We start from the raw sequence: 23,901 nt of genomic DNA on the forward strand, positions 1-23,901 counted from the left end.
AACAGGTGATTTGATTATCTGATTCAAACAGCCGTTTTTATTAAGATAAAAAAACGCGGGCAGCACGGGCAAGCGAGGAATCTGGACAAATTCCTCTAGTTCGATGTGCAGTTGCGGAAAGTATGCCGCGTGGCCCCGGCGGGACGGGGCACGCGTGATGGTGCGATGCGGCAATATGCAGGCTCACCCGACGGTGGTACGCGTATTGACCGATTGCGTCATGTCGATACCGCGCCGTTCGCGGCTGAACAGGATCAGCACGGCGATCACGACGGCCACGATGCCGGCCACGAGCGCCAGGGCGAAACCGTAGTTGTTGCCCTGGGAAACCGCGAGCGACGCCTGCATCGTCGCGTTGCCGGACGCGAGCAGGTTGCCGAACTGGTAGACGAAACCGGGGAAGGTCGCGCGAATCTCGTCGGGCGAGATCTCGTTCAGGTGAACCGGTATCACGCCCCACGCGCCCTGTACCGAGATCTGCATCAGGAACGCGCCGGCGGCGAGCGCGACCGGGCCGCTCGAGAACGCCCACAGCGGCAGAATCGGCAGGGCGATCAGCGCGGCGATGAAGATCGCGCGACGGCGGCCGATCTTCTCCGAGATCGCGCCGAACGACAGGCCGCCGACGATCGCGCCGATGTTCAGCACGATCGTGATCCACGACACGGTATGCGGATCGAAGTGATGCTGTTCGCGCAGGAAGGTGGGGTAGAGGTCCTGCGTGCCGTGCGAGAAGAAGTTGAACGCGGTCATCAGCACGATCGCGTAGATCGTGAGTTTCCAGTTTTGCTGGATCGTGGTTACGAGACTCGGCCGCGCACGTTTTTCCATCTGCTTCCAGGCCGGCGATTCGGGCACGTGCGTGCGCACATACAGCACGAGCAGCGCGGGCAGCACGCCGACCATGAACATGCCGCGCCAGCCGATGTACTGGTAGAAGAGGCCGAACACGACGGACGCGAGCAGGTAGCCGCTCGGATAGCCAGCCTGCAGCAAGCCCGACACGAAGCCGCGCGCGTGGGTCGGCACGGTTTCCATCGTCAGCGCGGAGCCGACGCCCCATTCACCGCCCATCGCGATGCCGAACAGCGCGCGCAGCGCCAGCAGCGCGGCGAGGCTCGGCGCGAAGCCCGACGCGAGTTCGAGCAGCGAATAGCACGCGATGTTGACCATCAGTGTCGGACGGCGGCCGAAGCGGTCGGCGAGCCGGCCGAAGATCAGCGCGCCGATCGGGCGCATCGCGAGCGTGAGCGTCAGCGCAAACGCGACGGCGGGGATCGTCGACGCGAATTCGGTGGCGATGTCCTTCAGCACGAAGACCATCAGGAAAAAATCGAATGCGTCGAGTGTCCAGCCCAGGTAGGCGGCGATCGTGACGTTGCGTTGTTCGCGGGTCCAGCTCATGTCCGAGGTCTCCTCGTAGCTTGCGCGCTCACGATCCGCAGGCGGATGCCGGCCCGGCTTGCGCGCGGTGCGGGGGCATCTATCGAGTGTAGGCCGCCGCACCGTACGATGTGGGGTGCGATAACCGCGAATCGGGAATAATCCCTACGAAATGGGTTGTTGAGAAAACGGAAATGAACGTGCACGAGACAGGCGACAGGCGTCTGTATCATGCCGGAAGGCTTTTTGTATCAGTTATGTAATGTGCGCGATGCGCATCGCCACCGAATCAGGAGTCCCGATGACCCAACCCTCCGTTGCCGCGTTGCCCGTCCTGGAGACCGGGCGGCTGTGGCTGCGCCCGCGCGTGCTGGCAGATCTCGACGCGAGCATCGAGATGGATCGCGATCCGGAGGTCACGCGCTACATCTCGGGCCCGTGGCACGACCCGGACGAACATCGCCGCTTCGTCACGCACCGGATCACACGCGCGTATCCGCCGGGCCTCGGCTACTGGTCGATCTTCGAGAAGGCCGCGCCCGACGCGTTCATCGGATGGATCCTGTTGATTCCCGACTATGCGGGCGGCGCGCGCGACGTCGAGATCGGCTGGCGGCTCGTGCGCGCGGAGTGGGGGCGCGGCATCGCATGCGAGGCCGCCACGGCCGTCGTGCGTCATGCGTTCGACACCGTGCGGCTGCCGCGCGTGATCGCCGATATTGCCGAGGCGAACACGGGTTCGCTGAACGTCGCACGCAAGCTCGGGATGCGGCGCGTGAGCGTCGTTCATGACGGAATTCCCTACGTTCGTCATCGTCTCGAGCGCGACGACCTGCGTGCATAGTGGTGCGCTCCGTTGTCAGAGATGGTCAAGCGCATGCGTATCGAGGCCGCGACGTATTAACGGCTCGCAAGATCCGGAGTATCGTTGCCGGAAATTCGTAACATGGGGTACGACCATGGCACTGGGCAACGACGTTCATCTCATTCCCGTCCGGCTCGACGCACTGCGTCCGACGCAAATGACGGTCGGCTATCGCGAAGTGAAAGCGAAGCGCAAGCACTGGAAGACGCTCGACAAGCGCGCACGCAAGGCCGCGATCGAGTCGCACTGGTTTCCGGCCGTCCTCGGCCCGGACGGGCTGCACTACATCACCGACCATCACCATCTCGGCCTCGCGCTGATCGAGGAAGGGGAGACGCGTGTGAACGCGATGCTGCTGAAGGATCTGTCCTGGCTCGACAACACGATCTTCTGGCGGATGATGGAACACAACCAGTGGGTGCATCCGTTCGGTGCGGATGGTTCGCGTCGCGAATACGCACATCTGCCGAAGGCGCTGACGGGGCTCGAGGACGATCCGTACCGGAGCCTTGCGGGCGAGCTGCGCACGGCCGGCGGCTACGCGAAGGATGCGACGCCGTTCAGCGAATTCCTGTGGGCAGACTACCTGCGCCAGCACGTGACGCTCGACCAGATCCGCAAGAATTTCTCGAAGGCGCTCGACCTCTCGCTGCGCCGTGCGCATGAGCAAGACGCCCGCTATCTGCCCGGCTGGTCGGGTGTGATCGCCGTCAAACCCTGATACGCGCCCGGCGCCTGCCACTTCATGACGACCGTCCCCCCCCATCCGGATGCCGGCCCGCAGCATCCCGGGCATTTCGCTGCACTCGATGCGGCAACGCCGTCGGCCACGCAGCGCATCGGTCTCGATGCGCTGGCCGGCCTGTCGATCGCCGGGCTGCTGATTCCCGAGGCGGTCGCGTACGCGGGTCTCGCCAACCTGCCGCCGCAAGCCGGCCTCATCGCACTGCTGTCGGGTCTCGTCGTCTATGCGCTGACCGGCAGCAGTCGCTTTGCGATCGTGTCGTCGACGTCGTCGTCGGCGGCCGTGCTCGCCGCGACCGTGCTGGCCGAGTCCGGGATGGCGCTTGTCGCGCAGCTCGCGCTGGCGGCCGCGCTCGTCACGATGACGGGCGTGCTGTTCATCCTGGCGGGCGCCGCGCGACTGGGCGGCATGTCGGATTTCGTCGCGCGTCCGGTCCTGCGCGGTTTCACGTTCGGCCTGGCGCTGACGATCGTCATCAAGCAACTGCCGAAGATTCTCGCGATCTCCGCGCAGCACGGTGACGCGCCGCATGTCGCGCTCGAGCTCGTCGCCGGCGCATCGCACGCGAACCTCGCGAGCGTCGCGCTCGGCACGACCGCGCTCGCGTTGCTGTTCGTGCTCGGCCGGCGCTCGCGCGTGCCCGCGACACTGGTCGTGATCGTGCTGTCGATCGCGGCCGGGTATATGGTCGACTGGCAGCAATACGGGATCGCGATCGTCGGACACATCGATTTCCGCCACATCGAATTCGGGCTGCCGCATCTCGACCGCAATGCATGGATGCAGACGGTCGAACTTGCTTTCGCGCTGATGCTGATCCTGTATGCGGAGTCGTACGGGTCGATTCGCAACTTCGCGCTGAAGCACGGTGACAGCGTGTCGGCGAACCGCGACCTCGTCGCGCTCGGCTGCGCGAACCTCGTGTCGGGGCTGCTGCACGGGATGCCGGTCGGCGCCGGCTATTCGGCGACGGCCGCGAACGAGGCGGCCGGTGCGCGGTCGCGTTTCGCGGGCTTGTGGGCGGCCGGCGTGGTCGCGCTGATCGTGTGGCTGCTGCTGCCGCAGCTTGCGCGCACGCCGGAGCCCGTGCTCGCGGCGATCGTGATCTTCGCGGTCAGCCACTCGCTGCATCCGTCGGTGTTCCGGCCGTACTGGGTCTGGCATCGCGACCGGCTCGTCGTGATCGCCGCGCTGCTCGCGGTGCTCGTGCTCGGCGTGCTGCACGGACTGCTCGCAGCCATCGGCGTGAACCTGCTGCTGACGCTGCGCAAGTTGTCGGAGCCGAACGTGAGCGTGCTCGGCCGGCTGCGCGACGGGCACGACTTCGTCGACGTCGCGAATCACGCCGATGCGAAGCCGGTACCCGGAGTGCTGATCGTGCGGCCCGAGGCGCAGCTATTCTTCGCGAACGCGGACCGGATGCTCAATCGCGTGCGTGTGCTGATGAAGGCCGCGCCCGATGCGCGTACCGTGCTGCTGAGTCTCGAGGAAACGCCGGACGTGGACGGCACGACGATCGAGTCGTTGCGCACGTTCGCGGCCGAATGCGCGGCCCGCGGGCTGCAGTTCGCGATCGTGCGGCTCAAGGAGCACGCGCTGCATGCGCTGCGCCGCGCGGCCGACGAGACGCTGCGCGACGACGCGATGTCCGAACTGAGTGTCGACGAGAGCCTGCAATTGCTGCTGGCGCGCGGAAATGGCGGCAATGGTGGGAAGGGCGCGCAGGGCGATGCGTGACGATGTGAGGCGAACGCGCCGTCCAGCGCGTTCCGGTGCTGCCTAGTGCGATAGCGCGGCGTCGGCCGATTCGGCGGTCGCCGGATTCGCGATGACCTCTGCTACCTCGGCAGCCGTGGGCGCGTACGCGCCCGCATGCGCACAGGCGACTGCCGCGCAGGCTGCCGCGTAGCGCAGATGATCGGCGGCCGATGCGCCGGGGTGCACGAGCTGGCTGGCGAGCCAGCCACCGATGCTGGCGTCGCCGCAGCCGACGGTATCGACGGTATCGACGATCTCGGTCGCGAACGCCGGCTGGAACAGTGCGGTATCGCGATGCAGAAGCTGCATGCCGGCCGCGCCGCGCGTGACGAGCAGGCTCGCATCGGGGGCCCACGCGCGCAATTGCGCGAGCGCGGCGGCTTCATCGAGTTCGGGGAACAGGCCGCGCAGATCTTCGTCGGAGACCTTGATCCAGTCGGCGAGACTTGCCAGCCGGCGCAGTGTGTCGCGATACGACGGCGCGGCCATCGGTGCGCGATAGTTCGGATCGAACGAGATTCGCCTGCCGGCGGCGCGTGCAGCCTGCACGACTTCGATCAGGCGCGACGCAAGCGGCTCGCGCACGACGCCGAGCGAGCCGACGTGCACGATCTCGGCCGCGTCGAGCGCGCCGTCGGGCAAGTCGGCCGGATCGAACGCGAGATCGGCGCTGTTTTCGCCGATGAAGAAATAATCGGGCGGCTGTTTCGACACGACCAGGTTGAGGTGAGGGAACGGGCAGGGCCGGGCGCCGCGCGCGGCGAGGCGGCCCGGCACCGCCGGGGATCGCGATTGGTGTCGCGCGATCAGCGCGGGCTGCTCCAGCCCTTGTAGCCCTTCACGTTGTCGCGCGTGACGAGCATCGGCTCGATCAGGATCATCGGGTTGGCCGGCTTCTGTCCGTTCATGATCCCGTAGCCGACGTTGACGGCCTGCTGCGCCATCGCCCATGGGTCCTGGCTCGACGACGCCTGCACGAGCGTGTTGGACTTCAGCGCCACCTCGATGTCCGGCGCGCCGTCGACCGACGTGATCACGATGTTCGGGCGATTCAGCTGCTTCGCCGCGAGATCGCTGCCGATCGCCTGCGGGTCGTTGATCGTGAACACGCCGTCGAGCTTCGGAAAGCGCGTCAGGTAGCCCTGCATCGCGTTCATCCCGCCTTCGCGCGAGCCCTTGCCGTCCTGGTCGCTCGACAGCAGCTTGATGCCCGGGTTTTTCGCGAGCACGGCCTTGCAGCCGTTCACGCGATCGATCACGGCCGAAACCTGCGGGCCGTTCTCGATGATCACGTTCCCCTTGCCGCCGAGTTTCTTCGCGAGGTAGTCGCACGCCAGCTCACCGGCTTTCACGTTGTTGGTCTGCACGGTCGCGTTCGCGCCGGCAGCCGCGACGTCGACCGCGACGACCGTGATGCCGGCCGCCTGCGCCTTCTTCACCGCCGGCTCGATCGCCTTCGGATCAGTCGCGTTGAGCAGGATGATGTCGACGTGCGCGGAGATGAAGTTGTCGATCTGCGTGAATTGCTTGTTCAGGTCGTAGTCGGCAGAAACCGCGGTGACCTTCGCGTTCGGGTTGAGCTGTTTGGCGCGTGCTTCGGCACCCTTCACGATCGTCACGAAATACGGGTTGCCGAGCGACCCGACCGTGACGCCGATCGATTTCAGCGGCTTGTCGGCTGCGTGGGCGGTGGCGGCGCCGAAGGCGAGCGCGCAGGCGACGGCGGTCAGGGCGGCTTTGTGCTTGAACATGTCGTTGTGTCTCCGGAAGGTCCGTTGGCGGACGGGCGCAGGAGGACCTGCCTGCGCCCTGATGGTTGAATGGTGAGAAATGCGCGGTGAGGAATGCGTGTCAGGTGCGGGCCGAATCGCGCTGGCGATAGCGGTCGAGCGCGACGGCGCCGATGATCACGAGCCCCTTGATGATGTATTGCCAGATGTCGGACACGCCGAGCAGCACGAGACCGTTGGTCAGCACCGCGATGATCAGCGCACCGATCAGCGTGCCGACGATCGAGCCGACGCCGCCGACGAAGCTCGTGCCGCCGAGGATCACCGCGGCAATCGCATCGAGTTCGTACGACTGGCCGAGCTGCAGGCCGTTGGCCGCATAAAGCCGCGCGGCCGACATCACCGCGCCGAGGCCCGCGAGCAGACCCGACGCGGCATACACGAACAGCTGGATCGCCCGCACGTTGATGCCCGACAGGCGTGCGGCTTCCGGGTTGCCGCCGACCGAATAGATCCGCATCCCGAGCACCGTGCGGCGCAGGATGAACCAGGACAGCGCGATCACCGCGCATGCGATCACGACGAGCCACGGCACGCCGAGGATCGTGCCGTTGCCGATGAACGCGAACGGCAGTTGCGGGTTGAAGACGGTCGTATCGTTGCCGATCAGGCGGGCGACGCCGCGCACGGCCGTCATCGCGCCGAGCGTGACGATGAACGGCGGCAGGCGCAGGAACGAGATCAGGCCGCCGTTTATCGCGCCGAACACGAGGCCGACGGCGAGCGCGATCGGCACGCCGAGCCAGCCCCAGCCGGGAATGGTCGACGCGAGCAGCGCGGCGACGGCCGATGCGGCGAGCACCGAGCCGACCGACAGGTCGATGCCGCCCGTCAGGATCACGAAGGTCATGCCGGCGGCGAGCACGATGTTGATCGAGGCCTGCTGCGTGACGATCGACAGGTTCTGCAGCGTGAAGAAGCCGTCGGTCAGGAATCCGAAGCCGATGCACAGAACCAGCAGCACCGGCAGCATGCCGGCGGTGCGCATCAGCGATTGCATGCGCGCGCGATGATCGGCGCCGCGCATCAGGGGCGTACGGTTGGCCACCGGATGGGCCGTCGCGGAAGCGAGGTTCCGCTGCTTGGTCGGGTTGATCATGTCGGTACCTGGACGAAAGAGGGAGATGAAGGGGCCTTGGTCAGTGCGCGTCGGCGAGTTCGGCCTGCGAGCCGGTGGCGAGCGCGATGATCGCCTCCTGCGTGATGGGTGTGTGCATGTGGCCGCCGAGTTGGCCGGCGATCTCGCCTTCGCGCATCACGAGCACGCGATCGGCGACGCCGATGATTTCCGGCAGCTCGCTCGAGATCACGATCACGCCGACGCCCGCACGGGCCAGTTCGTTGATGATCCGGTAGATCTCGGATTTCGCGCCGATGTCGACGCCGCGGGTCGGTTCGTCGAGAATCAGCACGCGGGGCTTCGTCTCGAGCAGGCGCGACAGCAGCACTTTCTGCTGGTTGCCGCCCGACAGCGCGCCGACGTTTACGTTCGCGTTCGGCACGCGGATCGACAGCGAGGCGATCGCGTCGCGCGCGCGTTCGGCGCCGCGTGCGAGATCGAGCGCACCGAGCCGCGCGTCGCGGTTGCACACGGAGATGTTGATGTTGTCGCGCACGCTCATGTCCAGGAACAGGCCCTGGCGCTTGCGGTCTTCCGTCAGGTAGACGAGGCCCGCGTCGATCGCGTCGCGTGGCGAATGTGCGCCGAACGTACGATCGCCCAGCTTCACGTCGCCGCGGGTGCGGGGTTCCGCGCCGAAGATCAGCCGCGCGAGCTCGGTGCGGCCCGCGCCGACGAGCCCGGCGATGCCGAGCACCTCGCCCGCATGCAGGTCGAGGCTGCAGCCGCGCACGCGGTCGCCGTCGGCAATGTCGCGTACCGACAGCAGCAGATGGCCGGGGTCGTACGGCGCATGTTCCTTCTTGTAGAAGCCGGAGATGTCGCGCCCCACCATCATCGCGACGAGCCGTTCGGCCGACAGCGATTCGCGCTCGAGCGTGCCGACGTACGATCCGTCGCGCAGCACCGACACGCGGTCGGACAGCTCGTAGATCTCGGCCATCCGGTGGCTGATGTAGATGATTGCGAGACCTTCCTCGCGCAGTTGGCGGATCAGGCCGAACAGGTGCTCGGTCTCGCGCGATGACAGCGGTGTCGTCGGTTCGTCCATCACGAGGATGCGGGCGCGGGTGTGCACGGCGCGCGCGATTTCGACGAGTTGCTGCTCGGCGATCGACAGCGTGCCGACGAGCGTGTCGGGCCCGAACGGGGCGCCGAGACGCGTGAGCACGTCCTGGCAGCCGCGCGCCATCGCCGCGCGGTCGATGGTGCCCCAGCGCCGGTTGCCGCGCCGCAGTTCGCGGCCGACGTAGATGTTTTCCGCCACGGTCAGGTTCGGCGCGAGGCACAGCTCCTGGTAGATCACCGCGACGCCCGCATCGCGCGCGGCGAGCGGGCCGTCGACGTCGATGCGCTCGCCGTCGATCAGGATTTCGCCGCCGGCGTCGGCGCGGTACGCACCCGACAGGATCTTCATCAGCGTCGATTTGCCCGCGCCGTTCTCGCCCATCAGGGCGTGGATCTCGCCCGGATAGACGGTCAGGCTGACGTTGTCGAGCGCGCGCACGGCCGGGAACGTCTTGCTGATCCGGCGCATCTCGAGCAGCGGCCGGGGCGACTCAGAATGCGACATGGTTGACCTCCTGCGATTCGGTGCGGGCGCCCTTGAGGATGCCGGCCCGCGGGGAGAAGTTGAAGAACATCGGCAGCGTCGCGGCGCCGATCGCACCGGCGTCGGCGCCGAACGTGCCGCGCACGAGCGTCGGCGTGCCGCGCGCTTCCGGCGCGGTGGCGACGAGCGCCGCGCGCAGGCGAGTCATCAGCGCATCGAGCAGGCCCGCGTCGGTATCGGCATCGAGCACGACCACCGGCGCATCGACGACGCACAGCACCGCGCGCAATGCCGGGGCGAGTGCGTCGACGCAGTCGTCGATCCATTCGTCGACCGCCGGCAGGCCGCGCGCGATGCAGGCCTCGAGGTCGGCGCGGTTCTCGACCGTCTCGCCGTGATGGCGCAGGTGGCGTACGAGCGCGTGCAGCGATGCGCGGGCGAGGAGGATGTCCCACGGGCCGCGAGGCGGCGGCGCGGAGGCCAGCCGGCTCGGCGGCACAGGAATCACGGCGATGTCGCCGGCATTGCCGGTCACGCCGCGCAGGCAGTCGCCGTCGATCGCGATGCCGCCGCCGATCGCGGGACCGATGAACAGGTACACGAAGTCGTCGCACTGCCGGCCGTACCCGTAGAACAGTTCGGCGATCGCGGCCGCGTTGCCGTCGTTTTCGCCGAACACGGGCAGCGACAGCGTGCGCCCGAGGTCGCTCGCGAAGTCGACGTCTTCCCATGCGCGGAACGTGTCGGGCGCGAGGCCGAGCTCTCGCATCCATGCGCCGAGGTTGTACGGCTGCGCGACGCCGACGCCCGTCAGGCGCGCGCGCTCATGCGCGGGGAGCAGGTCCTGCATCGCATCGATGTCGTGCCGTACGATTTCGAGCACGTCGGCCGGCGGGGGGAGCAACGTGTCATGGGAGCGGCGGCCGAGCACGTCGCCCGCGAAATTGACGAGCGCCGTCTCGATGCGCATCCGGTCGAGATGGACGCCGATACCGAACGCGCCGCGCGGATCGAGGCGGATCAGCGAGGCCGGCTGGCCGCGCTGGCCTTCGGTGCGGCCGGCGAATGCGATCAGCTTTGCATCGGCGAGCGACGCGATGATGCTGCCGACCGCCGTGCCCGTCATGTTCGCGAGACGGGCGAGGTCGGCCTTCGACGCGCTACCCGCACGGCGCAGCGTCTTCAACAGCAGGCGCTCGTTGTAACGGCGCACGTTGGCCGAGTTGCTTCCCTGGCCGATGTGCGGGCTTCTCATGGCGTCTCCTTCCATGGGCGCGTCGGTTGCGACGCATTAAATAAATCACGTTGATTTATTTAACCGCGTGAGCGGCGGCGTGTCAGCCTAGGGAAATCCCGATTTCGTTCTGGGGCGACGATGGACGCGGCGGGGAGGAGGCAAGAGCGGAGCGAATCACCGAAGTGAGGCGATCCGCGTGCAGGAGGGCCGGCGTGGAACCCGCCCGGCACTCGGTTCGGATCGGCGGGCTGGTGCGAGTCGCGCTGCGGCTGCGGTGTATCCGCAAGGGCGCCCGCAGTGATTCCGGAGCCGGAAATGAAAAAAGGCCGGCATAAAGCCGACCTTTTCAAAAACAGATGGTGCCCAGGAGAGGACTCGAACCTCCACGATGTTGCCACCGCTAGGACCTGAACCTAGTGCGTCTACCAATTCCGCCACCTGGGCACGTTTCGCTTTGCTGCATCGCGAAAGACCGCAATTATAGCGTGCCCCAAGAACGTGTCAACAGATTTCTGTACGATCGTTTGGATGGGTGTAAAAAAGGGCGCGCCTGGGTTGTCGCGTCTGAATGCCGTGGTCGGTCGATGCGGGTGTGAGGGAATCATTGCCGGAAAGGATCGAGCGAATTTCCCGAGTGCACACTTACGTGTGTCGCCAGGGAAATTGTTGTCGATGGCATCCTGTCGTGCGCGCTGTCCTGCGGTTATGGGATGCGATCGCAGCGATTGTCCGCTCGCCTGGCGGGCCGTGTGCATGTAGATGTCGGCATGCAATGGCGCGTGCGGCGCATGTGGGGCGAAGTCGGTTGTATTTCGATCTTTTCTGTTACTATCGCGGTAACGTTTATTGCGGAACGATCCGCGCCGAGGAGTTCGTCATGTCAGAAATCGCAGTGGTTTTTCATAGCGGCTACGGCCACGCAGCCGTTATTGCCGACGCAGTTGCGCGCGGCGTCGAGAAAGTCGACGGCGCGTCGGTCAAGTTGATCCCCGTCGACGCGATCGACGAACACTGGGAGTACCTGGAGCGCGATGCGAAGGCGATCATCTTTGGCTCGCCGACCTACATGGGCAGCGCGTCCGCTCAGTTCAAGGGCTTCATGGACGCATCGTCGAAACATTGGGGCAAGTGGCGTGACAAGCTGGCGGCCGGTTTCACGGTGTCGGCTTCGCAAAGCGGCGACAAACTGTCGACGTTGCAACAACTGGCGGTCTTCGCCGCCCAGCATCAGATGCTGTGGGTCAGCCTCGGTCTGATGCCCGGCAACAACAGCAGTGCGGGTTCAGTCAACGATCTGAATCGGCTCGGGTCCTTCCTCGGTGCGATGGCGCAGGCAAATGCAGACGAGGGCGGCGATGCGATCCTGGAGAGCGATCGCAAGACGGCGGAAGTGCTGGGCGAGCGTGTCGCGATTGCCGCGAAACGCTGGAACGGCGCCTGAGGTCGGCGGCGGGCCGGTCTTGATGGGCCGTTCGGCTGCTGGATCGGTGAGGGGGGCGATGTGATTGTCGCGTGTCCGCTGAGTTCGCCGGGCATCGCGACATTCGCGCCCCCCGATTTTGCTTCGTTGCTTGAGTCGGAAATGACGAAAGGCCGGGATAAGCCGCTCGTTTTTGGAAACCGGATGGCGCACGGGAGGGGGGGGCTTGGCAACACGGGTGCGCCCCCGAGTTGCGCTTGAAAATGCAGCTTTTCGAGCCCTCACGTAGAGCGCGCAGCGCTTCGCCTGCTGAGGCTGAAAAAGAAAAAGGCCGGCTAAAAGCCGGCCTTTCTTAAATAAGTGGTGCCCAGGAGAGGACTCGAACCTCCACGGTGTTGCCACCGCTAGGACCTGAACCTAGTGCGTCTACCAATTCCGCCACCTGGGCACGTTTCGCTTGCTGCGATGCGAAGACCGCTATTTTAGCGTGTCTCGAGAGTCTGTCAATACAATTCGAGCGACGGCGATAAAAATTTCATCGCGCGGCGCGTGGTCGCAGCATCACGCGCCGATCGGAACTGCACGCTTTGCAGCGAAATTCCAGCGCCGCGATTCAGCCGTGTCGCCGCGGGCAGGCAGCGAAGCTGCTGCGCGGAACGTATCGGCGATGTTCTGATGCCCACCGAAGTTCTGAGAGGCTGCGGAATTCGCACGTCGTTCGCGTCGACCGATGCGATGTAAGGATCTCGCGTGATCCATGCATCGACGCTTCCGCGTTCGAACGTTGCGCGGCCGTCCGCCGGCGTCAGGTAGTGGAATGCCGCGTCGTTGGGGGGGGCGAGCTTTATGTGTGCGCGGGCGGCAAGCACCCGGTAGCGGCTGCCGACAGCCTTCGTGATGGCGATGCGCTTGCTCTTGAGATCGGCCAAGCGCGGGCAGCGCGCTGTCGCGTTTGGCGATGATGGCCTGCGCTTTCGGTGACGGCGCTTGCTGCGCGACGTACACGAAGACGAAGCGCGCATGCGCGGCTTGCGCGAAGACGGGAGCCGTGTCGGGCACGTCGGCGCTGAAATCGACCGCGCCGACGTTGAGCGGCTCGGTCAGTGGCAAGCCGCTTGCGAATTCATGGCGCGACACGCGCAGGCCGAGCGGCGCGAGCGACTGCTCGAGCGTGCCGCGCGTCTTGAGCGTCGACGATTTTTGATGTCCGATGCGCAGCGTGGATGGGGTGTTCTCGGCGTGCACCGGGATGCGGGCCCGGCATCGCGCGTGCGAACGCGCGGCGGGTCATCGACGTCATGGGCCGTGTTCCTCGCTGGATTCGTTGAAAGCAAGGCGGCTGACGTACCAGCGGGGAGGGCAATCGATAACCGATCAATGCTGCTATCGATCGGTGCGATGGGCATATGGCGCGGCCAGCACGCGTAATGCAAGGCTTGAAATGAAAAAAGGCCGGCATAAAGCCGACCTTTTCAAAAACAGATGGTGCCCAGGAGAGGACTCGAACCTCCACGGTGTTGCCACCGCTAGGACCTGAACCTAGTGCGTCTACCAATTCCGCCACCTGGGCACGTTTTGCAGTAGCTGCTTGCTGCAAAGAAGTGAAATTATAGCGCCCCAATTAATTGTGTCAACATTTTTTTGCAATGCACTGCAAACCCGCCGCTGCGGCGCCTGCACGCGGCATTCGCGTCTTTTGGCAACACAGGCGGGTGATAGAATGATCCGCCGCCGTCACTATAGAACTGTCTGACGGACACTTCTATGTTGATGCCGTGCACCATCAGTCAACGCAACGAGAACAATCATCGACAAACCCTTGAGCAAATATCCGTACCCCATTCCGAGCCGTGAAGAAATTCTCGGCGTGCTGCGTACGAGCGACGCGCCGCTGGCAGCCAACGACATCGCCGAAGCGTTGTCGATCAAACGCCAGGAACGCGAAGGGTTCTTCCGGCGTGTCGCCGCGATGGAACGCGACGGCCAGATCCGCCTCGACAAGCGCGGCCACTATCAGCTCACCCATCCGTCGAATTTCGTCGCCGGCCGCGTGCAGGGGCATCGCGACGGCTACGGGTTCGTGATCCGCGACGACGGCCAGGACGACCTGTTCTTGCCGAACGGCGAAATGCAAAAGGTCATGCACAACGACCGCGTGCTCGCGCGGATCGTCGGCTACGATCGCCGCGGCCGTCCGGAAGGCCATGTCGTCGAAGTGACCGAGCGCGCGAACAAGCGCGTGATTGGCCGCCTGCTCAACGAGAACGGCGCGCTGATCGTCGCACCCGAAGACAAGCGCATCGGCCACGACATCCTGATCACGCAGAACGTGAAGAAGGCGAAGGTCGGGCAGGTCGTCGTCGTCGAACTGACCGACTTCCCGAGCCGCCATTCGCAACCGCTCGGCCGCGTCGTCGAGGTGCTCGGCGACATCGACGATCCGGGCATGGAAATCGAGATCGCGGTGCGCAAATACGGCGTGCCGCACGAATTCGGCCAGCGGGCGCTCGACGATGCCGCCGCGCTGCCCGACGCGGTCCGTCCGGCCGACCTGCGCTTCCGCGTCGATTTGCGCGACGTGCCGCTCGTGACGATCGACGGCGAGGACGCCCGCGACTTCGACGATGCCGTCTACTGCGAGCCGACCAAGGTCGGGCGCGGCGACGGCTACCGCCTGATCGTCGCGATCGCCGACGTGTCGCACTACGTGCAGCCGGGCAGCGGCCTCGACGCCGACGCGCTGGAGCGCAGCACGTCGGTCTATTTCCCGCGCCGCGTGATCCCGATGCTGCCGGAGAAGCTGTCGAACGGGCTGTGCTCGCTGAATCCGCAGGTCGACCGCTGCGTGCTCGTGTGCGACATGGTGATTACTGCGCGCGGCGAGATCAAGGCGTACCAGTTCTATCCGGCGGTCATCCATTCGGCCGCGCGCCTGACGTACACCGAAGTCGCGGCCGTGCTGTCGAACACGAAGGGGCCGGAGGCCGCGCGCCGCGCGGACCTGCTGCCGCACCTGCAGGATCTGTACGGCGTCTACAAGTCGCTGTTCGCCGCACGCCAGAAGCGCGGCGCGATCGACTTCGACACGACCGAGACGTACATCGTCTGCAACTCGCAGGGCAAGATCGAACAGATCGTACCGCGTCAGCGCAACGATGCGCACAAGCTGATCGAGGAATGCATGCTGGCCGCGAACGTCTGCGCGGCCGATTTCCTTAAGCGCAACAAGCATGCGGGCCTGTACCGCGTGCACGCGGGGCCGACGCCGGAAAAGCTCGAGAACCTGCGCGCGTTCCTGCGCGGCATGGGCCTGTCGCTCGGCGGCGGCGAGAAGCCGCATGCGAGCGACTATGCGGCGCTGATGGCGCAGATTCGCGACCGGCCCGACGCGCAGATGCTGCAGCCGATGCTGCTGCGCTCGATGCAGCAGGCCGTCTACAGCCCGGACAACATCGGCCACTTCGGTCTCGCGTATGAGGCGTACGCGCACTTCACGAGCCCGATCCGCCGCTATCCCGACCTGCTCACGCACCGCGCGATCTACGCGATCCTGTCGGGCAAGAAGTACACGCCGAAGGCACCGGACGGCTTCGAGCTGAACACCGCGCTGTCGCCACGCGCCCGCGCGATGCAGCAGGCCGACGACGAAGCGCGCGGCCGTTCGCGCGTGAACACCGCGATCTGGGAAGAGCTCGGCCTGCATTGCTCGGCGAACGAGCGGCGTGCCGACGAAGCGTCGCGCGACGTCGAGGCCTGGCTCAAGTGCTACTTCATGCGCGACAAGCTCGGCGAGGAATACGGCGGGATGGTGAACGGCGTCACGTCGTTCGGCATCTTCGTGCAGCTCGACACGCTGTTCATCGAAGGGCTCGTGCACGTCACGGAACTCGGCTCGGACTACTTCCAGTACGACGAGATCAAGAACGAGCTGCGCGGCGAGCGCACGGGCATCCGTTATCGCCTGTCGGATCGCGTGCGCGTGCAGGTGAGCCGCGTCGATCTCGATGCGCGCAAGATCGACTTCCGCCTCGTGCGCGACACGCCGGTGAAGGCGCCGCGTCCCGCATCGGCGCCGGTTGCTGTCGGCAACGGCAACGATCGCGGCGGCCCGCGCGTGCGCTCGTTGCCGCCGGTGGAGGAAGCCGCGCCGCGTCGCAAGCGGACGGCCAGCGCACCGGCCGCCGCGGTAAACGACACGCGTGCGGCGAAGAAGAAGGGCGGCGCGCCGGCGAAGACGGCCGCGAAGAAGGTACACGCCCGCAAAAAGTATTGAGCGTTTGGGGCAGCGCACGCGCGTGCCCCTGCAGTATCGAGAGACGCCGCGTTCTACCGGTCACCGGCCGGCAACGCGGCGCTTTCCTTTTCCATGGATCGCGGCTGCGCCCATCGCGCGGCCGCACGTTTGATCGAAGGTTGTTCCAGTCATGTCACGTCTGAAGGTTCTTTACGGTTTTCATGCGGTGACCGCACGTTTGCGGCACGATGCGTCGACGGTTGCGGAGGTGCTGTACGACCAGACGCGCCGCGACCGCCGCATGCAGGACTTCCTGCACGCCGCGAAAGAAGCGGGCGTGCGGCTGATCGCAGCCGATGAAACCCGCCTGTGGGGTCTCGCGCATACCGAGCGCCACCAGGGCGTCGTCGCGCGCGTCGAGGACGTTCCGCTCGCTCAGAACCTGTCCGAACTGCTCGACGGCATCCAGGGTCCGGCGCTGCTGCTGGTGCTCGACGGCGTCACCGATCCGCACAACCTCGGCGCATGCCTGCGTGTCGCCGATTCGGCCGGTGCGCATGCGGTGATCGCCCCGCGTGACCGCGCGGTCGGCCTGAACGCGACCGCGGCGAAGGTCGCGAGCGGCGCGGCCGACACGGTGCCGTACATCACGGTCACGAACCTCGCCCGCGCGCTGCGCGAGCTGAAGGAGGCCGGCGTGTGGATCATCGGCACGTCGGACGAGGCGCCGGGGACGCTGTACGACACGAAGCTCGATGGTCCTGTCGCCATCGTCATGGGTGCGGAGGGCGAAGGCATGCGTCGGCTCACGCGCGACACCTGCGACGAAGTGATGAGTATCCCGATGGCCGGCAGCGTCGAAAGTCTGAACGTGTCGGTCGCGAGCGGCGTGTGCCTTTACGAAGCGGTGCGGCAGCGGCGCGTGAAGGGCTGATACACGGGCTGATATACGGGCTGACCCACGCGGCCTCGCGCGATGCGCGGGCCGTTAAGCCCCGAACGACGCGTGCCGCGACTGCGCGCGGCACGCGGCTCCCGGAACTCGCGGACCATGACCCTGTTTCGCCTCGGCGCATTGTGCGCCATCCTCGGCCTGCTGGCCGCCTGTACATCGCCGTCGCTGGTCGAGCGCGGTACCTACTACGCCGATACGAGCCTGCATGCGCGCGGCGCCGATTCGCGGATCCGCTTTCTCGTGATGCATTACACCGAAAGCGACGAAGCGAGATCGCTGAGCACGCTGACGGGCGATTCAGTCAGCGCGCACTACGTCGTGCCGCCGCAACCACGCGTCGAATACGGGATGCCAGTCGTCTACCAGCTCGTTCCCGAATCGAAACGCGCATGGCATGCGGGTATCAGCGAATGGCAGGGCACGACCGAGCTCAACGCGGCGTCGATCGGCATCGAGAATGTGAACCGCGGCCCGCTCGATCCGCAAGACCGCACGTGGCAGCCGTATCCGCCCGAACAGGTCGATGCGCTGATCCGCCTGTCGAAGGACATCGTCGCGCGCTACGGAATTTTGCCGACGCGCGTGGTCGGGCACAGCGACATCGCGCCACAACGCAAGATCGATCCGGGGCCGCTGTTCCCGTGGCACGCGCTCGCGCAAGCCGGCGTCGGCGCGTGGCCGGACGATGCGACCGTAGCCGCGCGACTAGGCGGTCGCGATCCGCACGCGCTCGTCGACGTGCGGGAATTGCAGCTGAAGCTTGCACGCTACGGCTATGACGTGCCAACCGACGGCGTGCTCGACGCGCGCACGCAACGCGTATTCTCGGCGTTTCAGATGCATTTCCGGCCATCCGACTATGCGGGCAACCCGGACGCCGGGACCGATGCGATCGCGCAAGCGCTGCTCGACAAGTATTTCCCCGCCACGCCACCTGCGGAGGACGGTGCCGCAACGGGCGCGCCCTGACGATCGATCAGCGCGCGAGGTGCCGCAACACGCACCGAAAAAGCCCGGGTCGTCATCCGAGTCCGGTAAACTGCCGGTTTTCCGCAATCCCGCTGTATTCCCACCCCATGACTCAAGACGAACTCAAACGCCTGGTCGGCCAGGCAGCCGCCGATTATGTGATCCAGAACGTGCCGGAAGGCGCCGTGATCGGCGTCGGCACCGGCTCGACTGCCAACTGCTTCATCGACGCGCTCGCGGCCGTCAAATCGCGCTACCGCGGCGCCGTGTCGAGTTCCATCGCGACGACCGAACGCCTCAAATCGCACGGCATCAAGGTGTTCGACCTGAACGAGGTCGAATCGCTGCAGGTGTACGTCGACGGTGCCGACGAGATCGACGCAAGCGGCGCAATGATCAAGGGCGGCGGCGGTGCGCTGACGCGCGAGAAGATCGTCGCGTCGGTGGCCGATACGTTCGTCTGCATCGCGGATGGCAGCAAGCGCGTGCCGGTGCTCGGCGCATTCCCGCTGCCGATCGAGGTCGTGCCGATGGCGCGCACGGCGATCGGCCGGCGCTTGGCCGCGCTGGGCGGCGTGCCGGTGTTGCGCGTGACGAAGGACGGCGCGCCGTACATCACCGACAACGGCAACGAAATCATCGACGTGAAGGGGCTGCAGATCACCGATCCGCGCGGTTTCGAAGCGCAGGTGAACGCATGGCCGGGCGTCGTGACGGTCGGCCTGTTCGCCGAGCGCGGCGCGAATCTGTGCCTGCTCGGCACGGCAAACGGCGTTGAAACGATCGTTTATCCCGATTAATCGAAACTGAATGAGAAGCAGTCCGTAATGGCGTCAGGATGCCGTAATGGATTGCATGTTTAAATTCGACGGAAAGCCCGGCCCGGCAAGCGCAGCGCGCTTTCCGGGCTTTTTTTGAAGCCTTATAAATCACCACATCAGAAAGAGGGATAACCCTGTCAGGTGTTTACCAGATAGCGAAATATCCCCGAACTCATCAACTTATAGATCATAAGAACAGTAGTAACCAGGGCCGGCGGAACTGCGGAGCAGGTGTTCGCAAATCGACGCACGGGGAGGTGTCATGGAGCAGGGCAAAGACCGGTCACTGGTCGCCAAAGTGATGGATGGGCTTGTCTCGGGTATCGTCGAAGACAAGTACGGCGGCATCTTGCCGCCGCAGGACGTGCTGTCGAAAGAGTTCGACGTGAGCCGTACGGTGATGCGCGAAGCATTGTCGATGTTGCTTGCGCGCGACATGCTCGACGTGCGTCCGAAAGTCGGTACGCGCGTTCGACCGATGCGCGACTGGCGCATGATCGATGAAGACGTGGTGAGCTGGCGGTTCCGTGCAAAGCCGGATCCGCAGTTCATGCGCGACGTCATCGAATTCCGGATGCTGATCGAACCGCGCGCGACCGCGCAGGCGGCCGTTCGTGCGACGGCGGTCGACATCGCGGGCATTCGTGAGGCATTCGAAGCGTTCAAGGTGTTGCAGCCGGGCGACCCTGGATACGACACGGCGGACGAACTGCTGCACACGCGGATCGTTCAGGCGAGCGGCAACCAGTTTTTCCAGCAGATGGCGGCCATCGTGCGCGGCGCGGTTCGCCTGGTGAATCCGCGCGTTGCGCAGAAGGAGGGGGCGCACGACGTCGCGGTGAAGGCGCATGCGCGCGTCGTCGATGCGATCGAACGCCGCGACCCGCGCGAAGCCGAAGCGGCTTCGCTCGCGTTGATCGATTTCAGCGCCGACGAGATTTCGCGCGATTTCTCCGTCGACGTACCCGTGCGCGCCTGAATCGACACGCGTCGCTTATCCGTGCGCCGGCGAGCCGTTTATCATGACGGCCGACCGGCAGCGTGCCGGCCACCGTCATACGACCGACACGGAAGATCCGGATGAACGACCTCGACAACCGCCCGGTGCGCTTCGGCATCGTCGGCGCAGGCAGCATCGCACGCCGATTCGCGCAAAGCCTCGCTCACGTGCCGGGTGCCACGCTCGCCGGCGTATGGGCACGCCGCGCCGACGCGGCAACCGCCTTTTGCGACAGCTGCGGCGGCGCGCCTGCCGCCAGCCTCGACGCGCTCCTCGCGAGCGACATCGACGCGATCTATATCGCGACGCTCCACGACAGTCACGCGCACTACGCGCAAGCGGCGCTGGCCGCCGGCAAGGCCGTTCTGTGCGAAAAACCCGCGACGCTGAACGCGACGCAACTCGACGCCGTGCTGGATGCGGCACGCGTTGCCGGACGGCTCTTCATGGAAGCGATGAAGCCGCCGTTCTTTCCGCTGTATCGTCAGTTGCGCGCGCACCTGCACGACGACCCGATCGGCGAAATCCGGCTCGTGCGCGCGGGCTGCGCGTCGTCGTCGGTGCCGGACGACCATTCCGTCTATCGACTCGACCGCGCCGGCGGCGCGCTGCTCGACATCGGGATCTACGAAGCGTTTCTCGCGGTCGACTGGCTTGGCGAGGCAGTCGACGTGCAGACGCTCGGCCGCATCGGCGCCACGGGCGTCGACGTGTTCGCGAGCCTGAACAGCCGTCACGCGAACGGCGGCATCGCACAGCTCTTTTGCGGGCTCGACGTGATGGGACGCGGTGACGCGCTGATCGCCGCGGCAGGCGGGCACGTGACGATTCACGAGAAGTGGTGGAACCCCGCGCGGGCGACGATTCGCTATGCGGATGGGCGCACGGTCGAACTCGATGCGCCGATCGATGGCGGTGGCCTGAACTACGAGACCGCGCATTTCTGCGACCTGCTGCGCGCCGGCGAACTCGAGAGCCCGATCATGACGCACGACCATTCGCGGCGAATGATTGCGATGACCGACGCGGCACGCGCGGCGCTCGGCGTGCGCTATTCGGGCGAGTAGGCGGGAAGGAAGGGAAGGCGGGAGCCGGGCGCGCAATCGCGGCCCGGCGGGAGATGTTTCGTGATCAGTGCCGCGCGGGCAGCGACAGGCGCTTTTCGTACCAACGCTGGACCCATTCGAGAATCTGGCACAGCACCCAGTAGACAGCGGCGGCGGCCAGGTACAGCGGCAGCGGCTGGTAGGTCGCCGCGATCACTTCCTGTGCGCTGCGCAGCAGTTCGGTCACGGTGATCACCGATACGAGCGACGTGTCCTTGATCAGGCTGATCAGGCTGTTCGACAGGCTCGGCACCGCGATGCGCAGTGCCTGCGGGCCGATCACGTAGCGCAGCGTCTGCCCCCACGACAGCCCGAGGCTGTAGGACGCGAGCCACTGGCCGCGGTGAATGCCGTTGATCGCGCCGCGCATGCTTTCGGACATGTAGGCGGCGACGTTCGCGGACAGTGCGATCACGCCGGCCGGCGTCGGGTCGAGCGAGATGCCGAGGCTTGGCAGCCCGTAATAGATGACGAAGATCTGCACGAGCAGCGGCGTGCCGCGCATCAGGCTCACGTACGCGCGCGCGAGCCCCGCGAGCGCGTTGACCCAGATGCGTTCGAAGCCGTCGAGCGGCTCGCTTTGCCGGATGCCCATCATCGCGAGCACGACGGCGCCGAGCAGGCCGAACACCATCGACAGCACGGCGAACTTGACGGTCAGCACTGGGCGAGCACCGGCAGCGATTGGACGAGCAGGGACGTTGTCGACATGGAATACGAAGCGAAAGCGTGCGCGAAAGCGCAATCATAAACCGGACCGATAAAACAAAGGGCGGCATCGTTTCGGATGCCGCCCTTTCCGGCCCGCCGTCAGGCGGGAAACAGAGGCGTGCTTACTTGATCGGCTTCGTCACGTCGATGCCGAACCACTTGTCCGAGATCTTCGTGAACGTGCCGTCGGCTTCGAGTTGCGCCATCGCGTCGCCGATCGCCTTCTGGAACTTCGGGTTGCCCTTCTTGAACGGGATGCCCGACGGGTTCGCCGAGCCGACGTTCGCGCCCGGTCGCAGCGGCAGTTGCGAGTTCTTCGTCAGGTACGCGAGCATCAGGCGGTCGTTGAGCGCCGCATCGAGACGGCCGGCGGCGAGGTCGCGCAGGTACTCCGGCGCGCCCGGGTAGGTCTTCACGTCGACGCCGGGCACCGACTTCGCCATGTCCATGTAGTTCGTGCCGAGCGCGACGCCGAGCTTCTTGCCCTTCAGGTCGTCGAGCGACTTGAACTGGCGCGTGTCGTCCTTGCGCTGGATCAGCTGAGCGGACGAGTACGTGTACGCGGGCGAGAAGTCGAGCGTTTCCTTGCGCTTGTCGGTGATGCCGACCTGATTGGCGATCACGTCGAACTTGCCGGCCTGCAGGCCCGCGATGATGCCGCTCCATTCGGTCGTGACGAACTCGGTCTTCACGCCGAGCTTCGCGGCGACGGCCTTCGCGATGTCGACGTCGAAGCCGACGAGTTCACCTTGCGGATTCTTCGAGTTGAACGGCGGGAACGTACCTTCGAGGCCGACGCGCAGCGTGCCGCGTTGCTTCACCTCGTCGAGGAGGTCGGCCGCATGCGCGGTGGCGGCAGCGAACGACGTACCGATCAGGCCGGCGACCAGCAGCTTCTTCAGCAGCGAAATTTTCATCGTGTGGGCTTCCTTGCCCCAGCGGGGCGCTTGATTCTGAATGTGAGGTCGATCATAGCAAAAACGCAATCGACATCTAAATATCGTTTGATTATAGCTATATTACGCGGCGCGTTCGTGCGCGATCGCCTTCACGCATTCGGCGACGAGTGCAGGGCCGCGATAGATGAAGCCCGTGTACAGCTGGACGAGCGACGCGCCGGCCGCGAGCTTCGCGCGTGCGTCCTCGCCCGAGAAGATGCCGCCGACGCCGATGATCGGCACCGCGCTGCCGACTTCGGCATGCAGCTTGCGGATCACTTCGTTCGATGCGTCGAACACCGGGCGGCCCGACAGGCCGCCGGCCTCGTCCGCGTGCGGCAGGCCCTGCACGGCTGCGCGCGACAGCGTCGTGTTGGTGGCGATGACCGCTTCGATCTTGTGGCGCAGCAGCGTGTCGGCGATTTCCTTGACCTGCTCGTCGTCGAGATCGGGCGCGATCTTCAGCGCGAGCGGCACGAGCTTGCCGTGCAGGTCGGCGAGGCGCTGCTGCTTGTCCTTCAGCGCGGCGAGCAGCGCGTCGAGCTCGCCCGCGCCCTGCAGCTGGCGCAGGTTCTTCGTGTTCGGTGACGAAATGTTGATCGTCACGTAGCTCGCGAACGGATACACGCGCTCGAGGCAGTACAGGTAATCCTCTGCGGCGCGTTCGATCGGCGTATCGGCATTCTTGCCGATGTTCAGGCCGAGGATGCCACGATAGCGGGCGGCCTGGACGTTCTTCACGAACTGGTCGACGCCGTGGTTGTTGAAGCCCATCCGGTTGATCAGCGCTTCGGCCTGCGGCAGGCGGAACATCCGCGGGCGCGGGTTGCCCGGCTGCGGGCGCGGCGTGACCGTGCCGACCTCGATGAAGCCGAAGCCGAGCGCCGCGAGGCCGTCGATGGCCGCGCCGTCCTTGTCGAGGCCGGCGGCGAGGCCGACCGGGTTGCGGAACGTGAGCCCCATCACGGTGCGCGGCGCATCGGGCACGCGGGCCGACAGCGCGCAGGCGAGGCCAGTGCGGCCGGCCGCGCCGAGCGCGCGCAGCGTGAGGTGGTGAGCGTCTTCCGCATCCATCTTGAACAGGGATGCGCGGGCCAGCGGATAGAGGGAACTGAACACGGGAATTGGGCGGACGGCCGGAATGAATGACAACCCGCTATTTTACCGGGAGTTGTGCGGCAAGGGCGGGCTTCGCTTCATGGCGGCCCGCGGCGGCGGTCGCCGTGCCGCGCGTCAGCCGCTTCATGACCGGGACGGACGCGCGCCGCTCTCGTGCAACCGCGCCGGTGTCGCTCAC

General features: G+C 65.9%; 17 protein-coding genes, 3 tRNA genes and 3 pseudogenes. 10 read left to right on the forward strand and 13 right to left on the reverse strand.

Annotated elements, in window-relative coordinates; translation table 11 throughout:
* Positions 1-183: 183 nt before the first annotated feature.
* Positions 184-1,404, reverse strand: coding sequence for an MFS transporter (locus LGM71_RS04680; RefSeq protein WP_226114118.1), 1,221 nt, complete (start codon positions 1,402-1,404; stop codon positions 184-186).
* Between the two features lie 280 nt (positions 1,405-1,684).
* Here LGM71_RS04680 and LGM71_RS04685 point away from each other — a divergent pair, with 280 nt between their 5' ends.
* The 3 genes from LGM71_RS04685 (at position 1,685) to LGM71_RS04695 (ending at position 4,730) form a co-directional block, all read left to right on the forward strand.
* Positions 1,685-2,227, forward strand: a complete 543-nt coding sequence (locus LGM71_RS04685; RefSeq protein ID WP_226114119.1) for a GNAT family N-acetyltransferase — start codon at positions 1,685-1,687, stop codon at positions 2,225-2,227.
* 115 nt (positions 2,228-2,342) lie between these two features.
* Complete coding sequence (locus LGM71_RS04690; RefSeq protein ID WP_124625718.1) at positions 2,343-2,969, forward strand: ParB-like protein; 627 nt, start codon at positions 2,343-2,345, stop codon at positions 2,967-2,969.
* 24 nt (positions 2,970-2,993) lie between these two features.
* Positions 2,994-4,730 (forward strand): SulP family inorganic anion transporter, encoded by a 1,737-nt coding sequence (locus tag LGM71_RS04695; protein WP_226114120.1) that lies wholly within the window; start codon positions 2,994-2,996, stop codon positions 4,728-4,730.
* Between the two features lie 42 nt (positions 4,731-4,772).
* On the opposite strand, the pseudogene LGM71_RS04700 reads toward LGM71_RS04695, so the two are convergent.
* The 6 genes and pseudogenes from LGM71_RS04700 to LGM71_RS04725 all read right to left on the reverse strand — a co-directional run.
* A pseudogene (locus tag LGM71_RS04700) lies at positions 4,773-5,483 on the reverse strand (PfkB family carbohydrate kinase); the annotation flags it as partial.
* Between the two features lie 74 nt (positions 5,484-5,557).
* Positions 5,558-6,502, reverse strand: coding sequence for an ABC transporter substrate-binding protein (locus tag LGM71_RS04705; RefSeq protein WP_124625723.1), 945 nt, complete (start codon positions 6,500-6,502; stop codon positions 5,558-5,560).
* A gap of 100 nt (positions 6,503-6,602) precedes the next feature.
* Positions 6,603-7,640, reverse strand: coding sequence for an ABC transporter permease subunit (locus LGM71_RS04710; RefSeq protein ID WP_059532942.1), 1,038 nt, complete (start codon positions 7,638-7,640; stop codon positions 6,603-6,605).
* Between the two features lie 40 nt (positions 7,641-7,680).
* On the reverse strand, positions 7,681-9,234 hold the full coding sequence (locus LGM71_RS04715) for a sugar ABC transporter ATP-binding protein (protein ID WP_151050873.1): 1,554 nt from the start codon (positions 9,232-9,234) through the stop codon (positions 7,681-7,683).
* A complete protein-coding gene (locus LGM71_RS04720; protein ID WP_059608591.1) occupies positions 9,221-10,468 on the reverse strand; it encodes an ROK family protein in 1,248 nt (415 codons plus the stop codon). The genes LGM71_RS04715 and LGM71_RS04720 overlap by 14 nt, the downstream gene beginning before the upstream one ends.
* A gap of 339 nt (positions 10,469-10,807) precedes the next feature.
* Positions 10,808-10,894: transfer RNA gene (locus LGM71_RS04725), tRNA-Leu, on the reverse strand.
* A gap of 433 nt (positions 10,895-11,327) precedes the next feature.
* Here LGM71_RS04725 and LGM71_RS04730 point away from each other — a divergent pair.
* The gene (locus LGM71_RS04730) at positions 11,328-11,891 is read left to right on the forward strand and encodes a flavodoxin family protein (RefSeq protein WP_059532936.1); all 564 of its coding nucleotides are present in this window, start codon (positions 11,328-11,330) and stop codon (positions 11,889-11,891) included.
* A gap of 340 nt (positions 11,892-12,231) precedes the next feature.
* Here LGM71_RS04730 and LGM71_RS04735 read toward each other — a convergent pair.
* From LGM71_RS04735 to LGM71_RS04745, 3 genes and pseudogenes are all read right to left on the reverse strand, one after another.
* Positions 12,232-12,318, reverse strand: a tRNA-Leu gene (locus LGM71_RS04735).
* Positions 12,319-12,431: 113 nt separating this feature from the next.
* A pseudogene (locus LGM71_RS04740) lies at positions 12,432-13,170 on the reverse strand (hypothetical protein).
* Positions 13,171-13,353: 183 nt separating this feature from the next.
* Positions 13,354-13,440, reverse strand: a tRNA-Leu gene (locus tag LGM71_RS04745).
* Between the two features lie 249 nt (positions 13,441-13,689).
* Between LGM71_RS04745 and rnr the strand changes: the two genes are divergently transcribed.
* The 6 genes from rnr to LGM71_RS04775 all read left to right on the forward strand — a co-directional run bounded on the left by rnr (position 13,690) and on the right by LGM71_RS04775 (position 20,916).
* Complete coding sequence (rnr, locus tag LGM71_RS04750; protein ID WP_226114121.1) at positions 13,690-16,143, forward strand: ribonuclease R; 2,454 nt, start codon at positions 13,690-13,692, stop codon at positions 16,141-16,143.
* 151 nt (positions 16,144-16,294) lie between these two features.
* Complete coding sequence (gene rlmB, locus LGM71_RS04755; protein ID WP_059467602.1) at positions 16,295-17,038, forward strand: 23S rRNA (guanosine(2251)-2'-O)-methyltransferase RlmB; 744 nt, start codon at positions 16,295-16,297, stop codon at positions 17,036-17,038.
* Between the two features lie 117 nt (positions 17,039-17,155).
* Complete coding sequence (locus LGM71_RS04760) at positions 17,156-18,028, forward strand: N-acetylmuramoyl-L-alanine amidase (RefSeq protein WP_226114122.1); 873 nt, start codon at positions 17,156-17,158, stop codon at positions 18,026-18,028.
* A gap of 107 nt (positions 18,029-18,135) precedes the next feature.
* Positions 18,136-18,828, forward strand: coding sequence for a ribose-5-phosphate isomerase RpiA (rpiA, locus tag LGM71_RS04765; protein ID WP_175816708.1), 693 nt, complete (start codon positions 18,136-18,138; stop codon positions 18,826-18,828).
* Between the two features lie 283 nt (positions 18,829-19,111).
* Positions 19,112-19,828: a FadR/GntR family transcriptional regulator gene (locus LGM71_RS04770; protein ID WP_059603302.1), complete on the forward strand. Its 717-nt coding sequence runs from the start codon at positions 19,112-19,114 to the stop codon at positions 19,826-19,828.
* 101 nt (positions 19,829-19,929) lie between these two features.
* Positions 19,930-20,916, forward strand: coding sequence for a Gfo/Idh/MocA family protein (locus LGM71_RS04775; protein ID WP_124629671.1), 987 nt, complete (start codon positions 19,930-19,932; stop codon positions 20,914-20,916).
* Between the two features lie 64 nt (positions 20,917-20,980).
* Here LGM71_RS04775 and LGM71_RS04780 read toward each other — a convergent pair.
* The 3 genes and pseudogenes from LGM71_RS04780 to LGM71_RS04790 form a co-directional block, all read right to left on the reverse strand.
* Positions 20,981-21,666 (reverse strand): annotated as a pseudogene (locus LGM71_RS04780) (amino acid ABC transporter permease).
* 122 nt (positions 21,667-21,788) lie between these two features.
* Entirely contained in the window at positions 21,789-22,583 is a 795-nt protein-coding gene (locus tag LGM71_RS04785; RefSeq protein ID WP_059603294.1) for a cystine ABC transporter substrate-binding protein, read from the reverse strand.
* A 102-nt stretch (positions 22,584-22,685) separates the two neighbouring features.
* Positions 22,686-23,723 (reverse strand): quinone-dependent dihydroorotate dehydrogenase, encoded by a 1,038-nt coding sequence (locus LGM71_RS04790; RefSeq protein ID WP_059603292.1) that lies wholly within the window; start codon positions 23,721-23,723, stop codon positions 22,686-22,688.
* Positions 23,724-23,901: the final 178 nt, after the last annotated feature.

The organism is Burkholderia sp. AU33545 (genome assembly GCF_020419685.1).
Classification (GTDB): domain Bacteria; phylum Pseudomonadota; class Gammaproteobacteria; order Burkholderiales; family Burkholderiaceae; genus Burkholderia; species Burkholderia diffusa.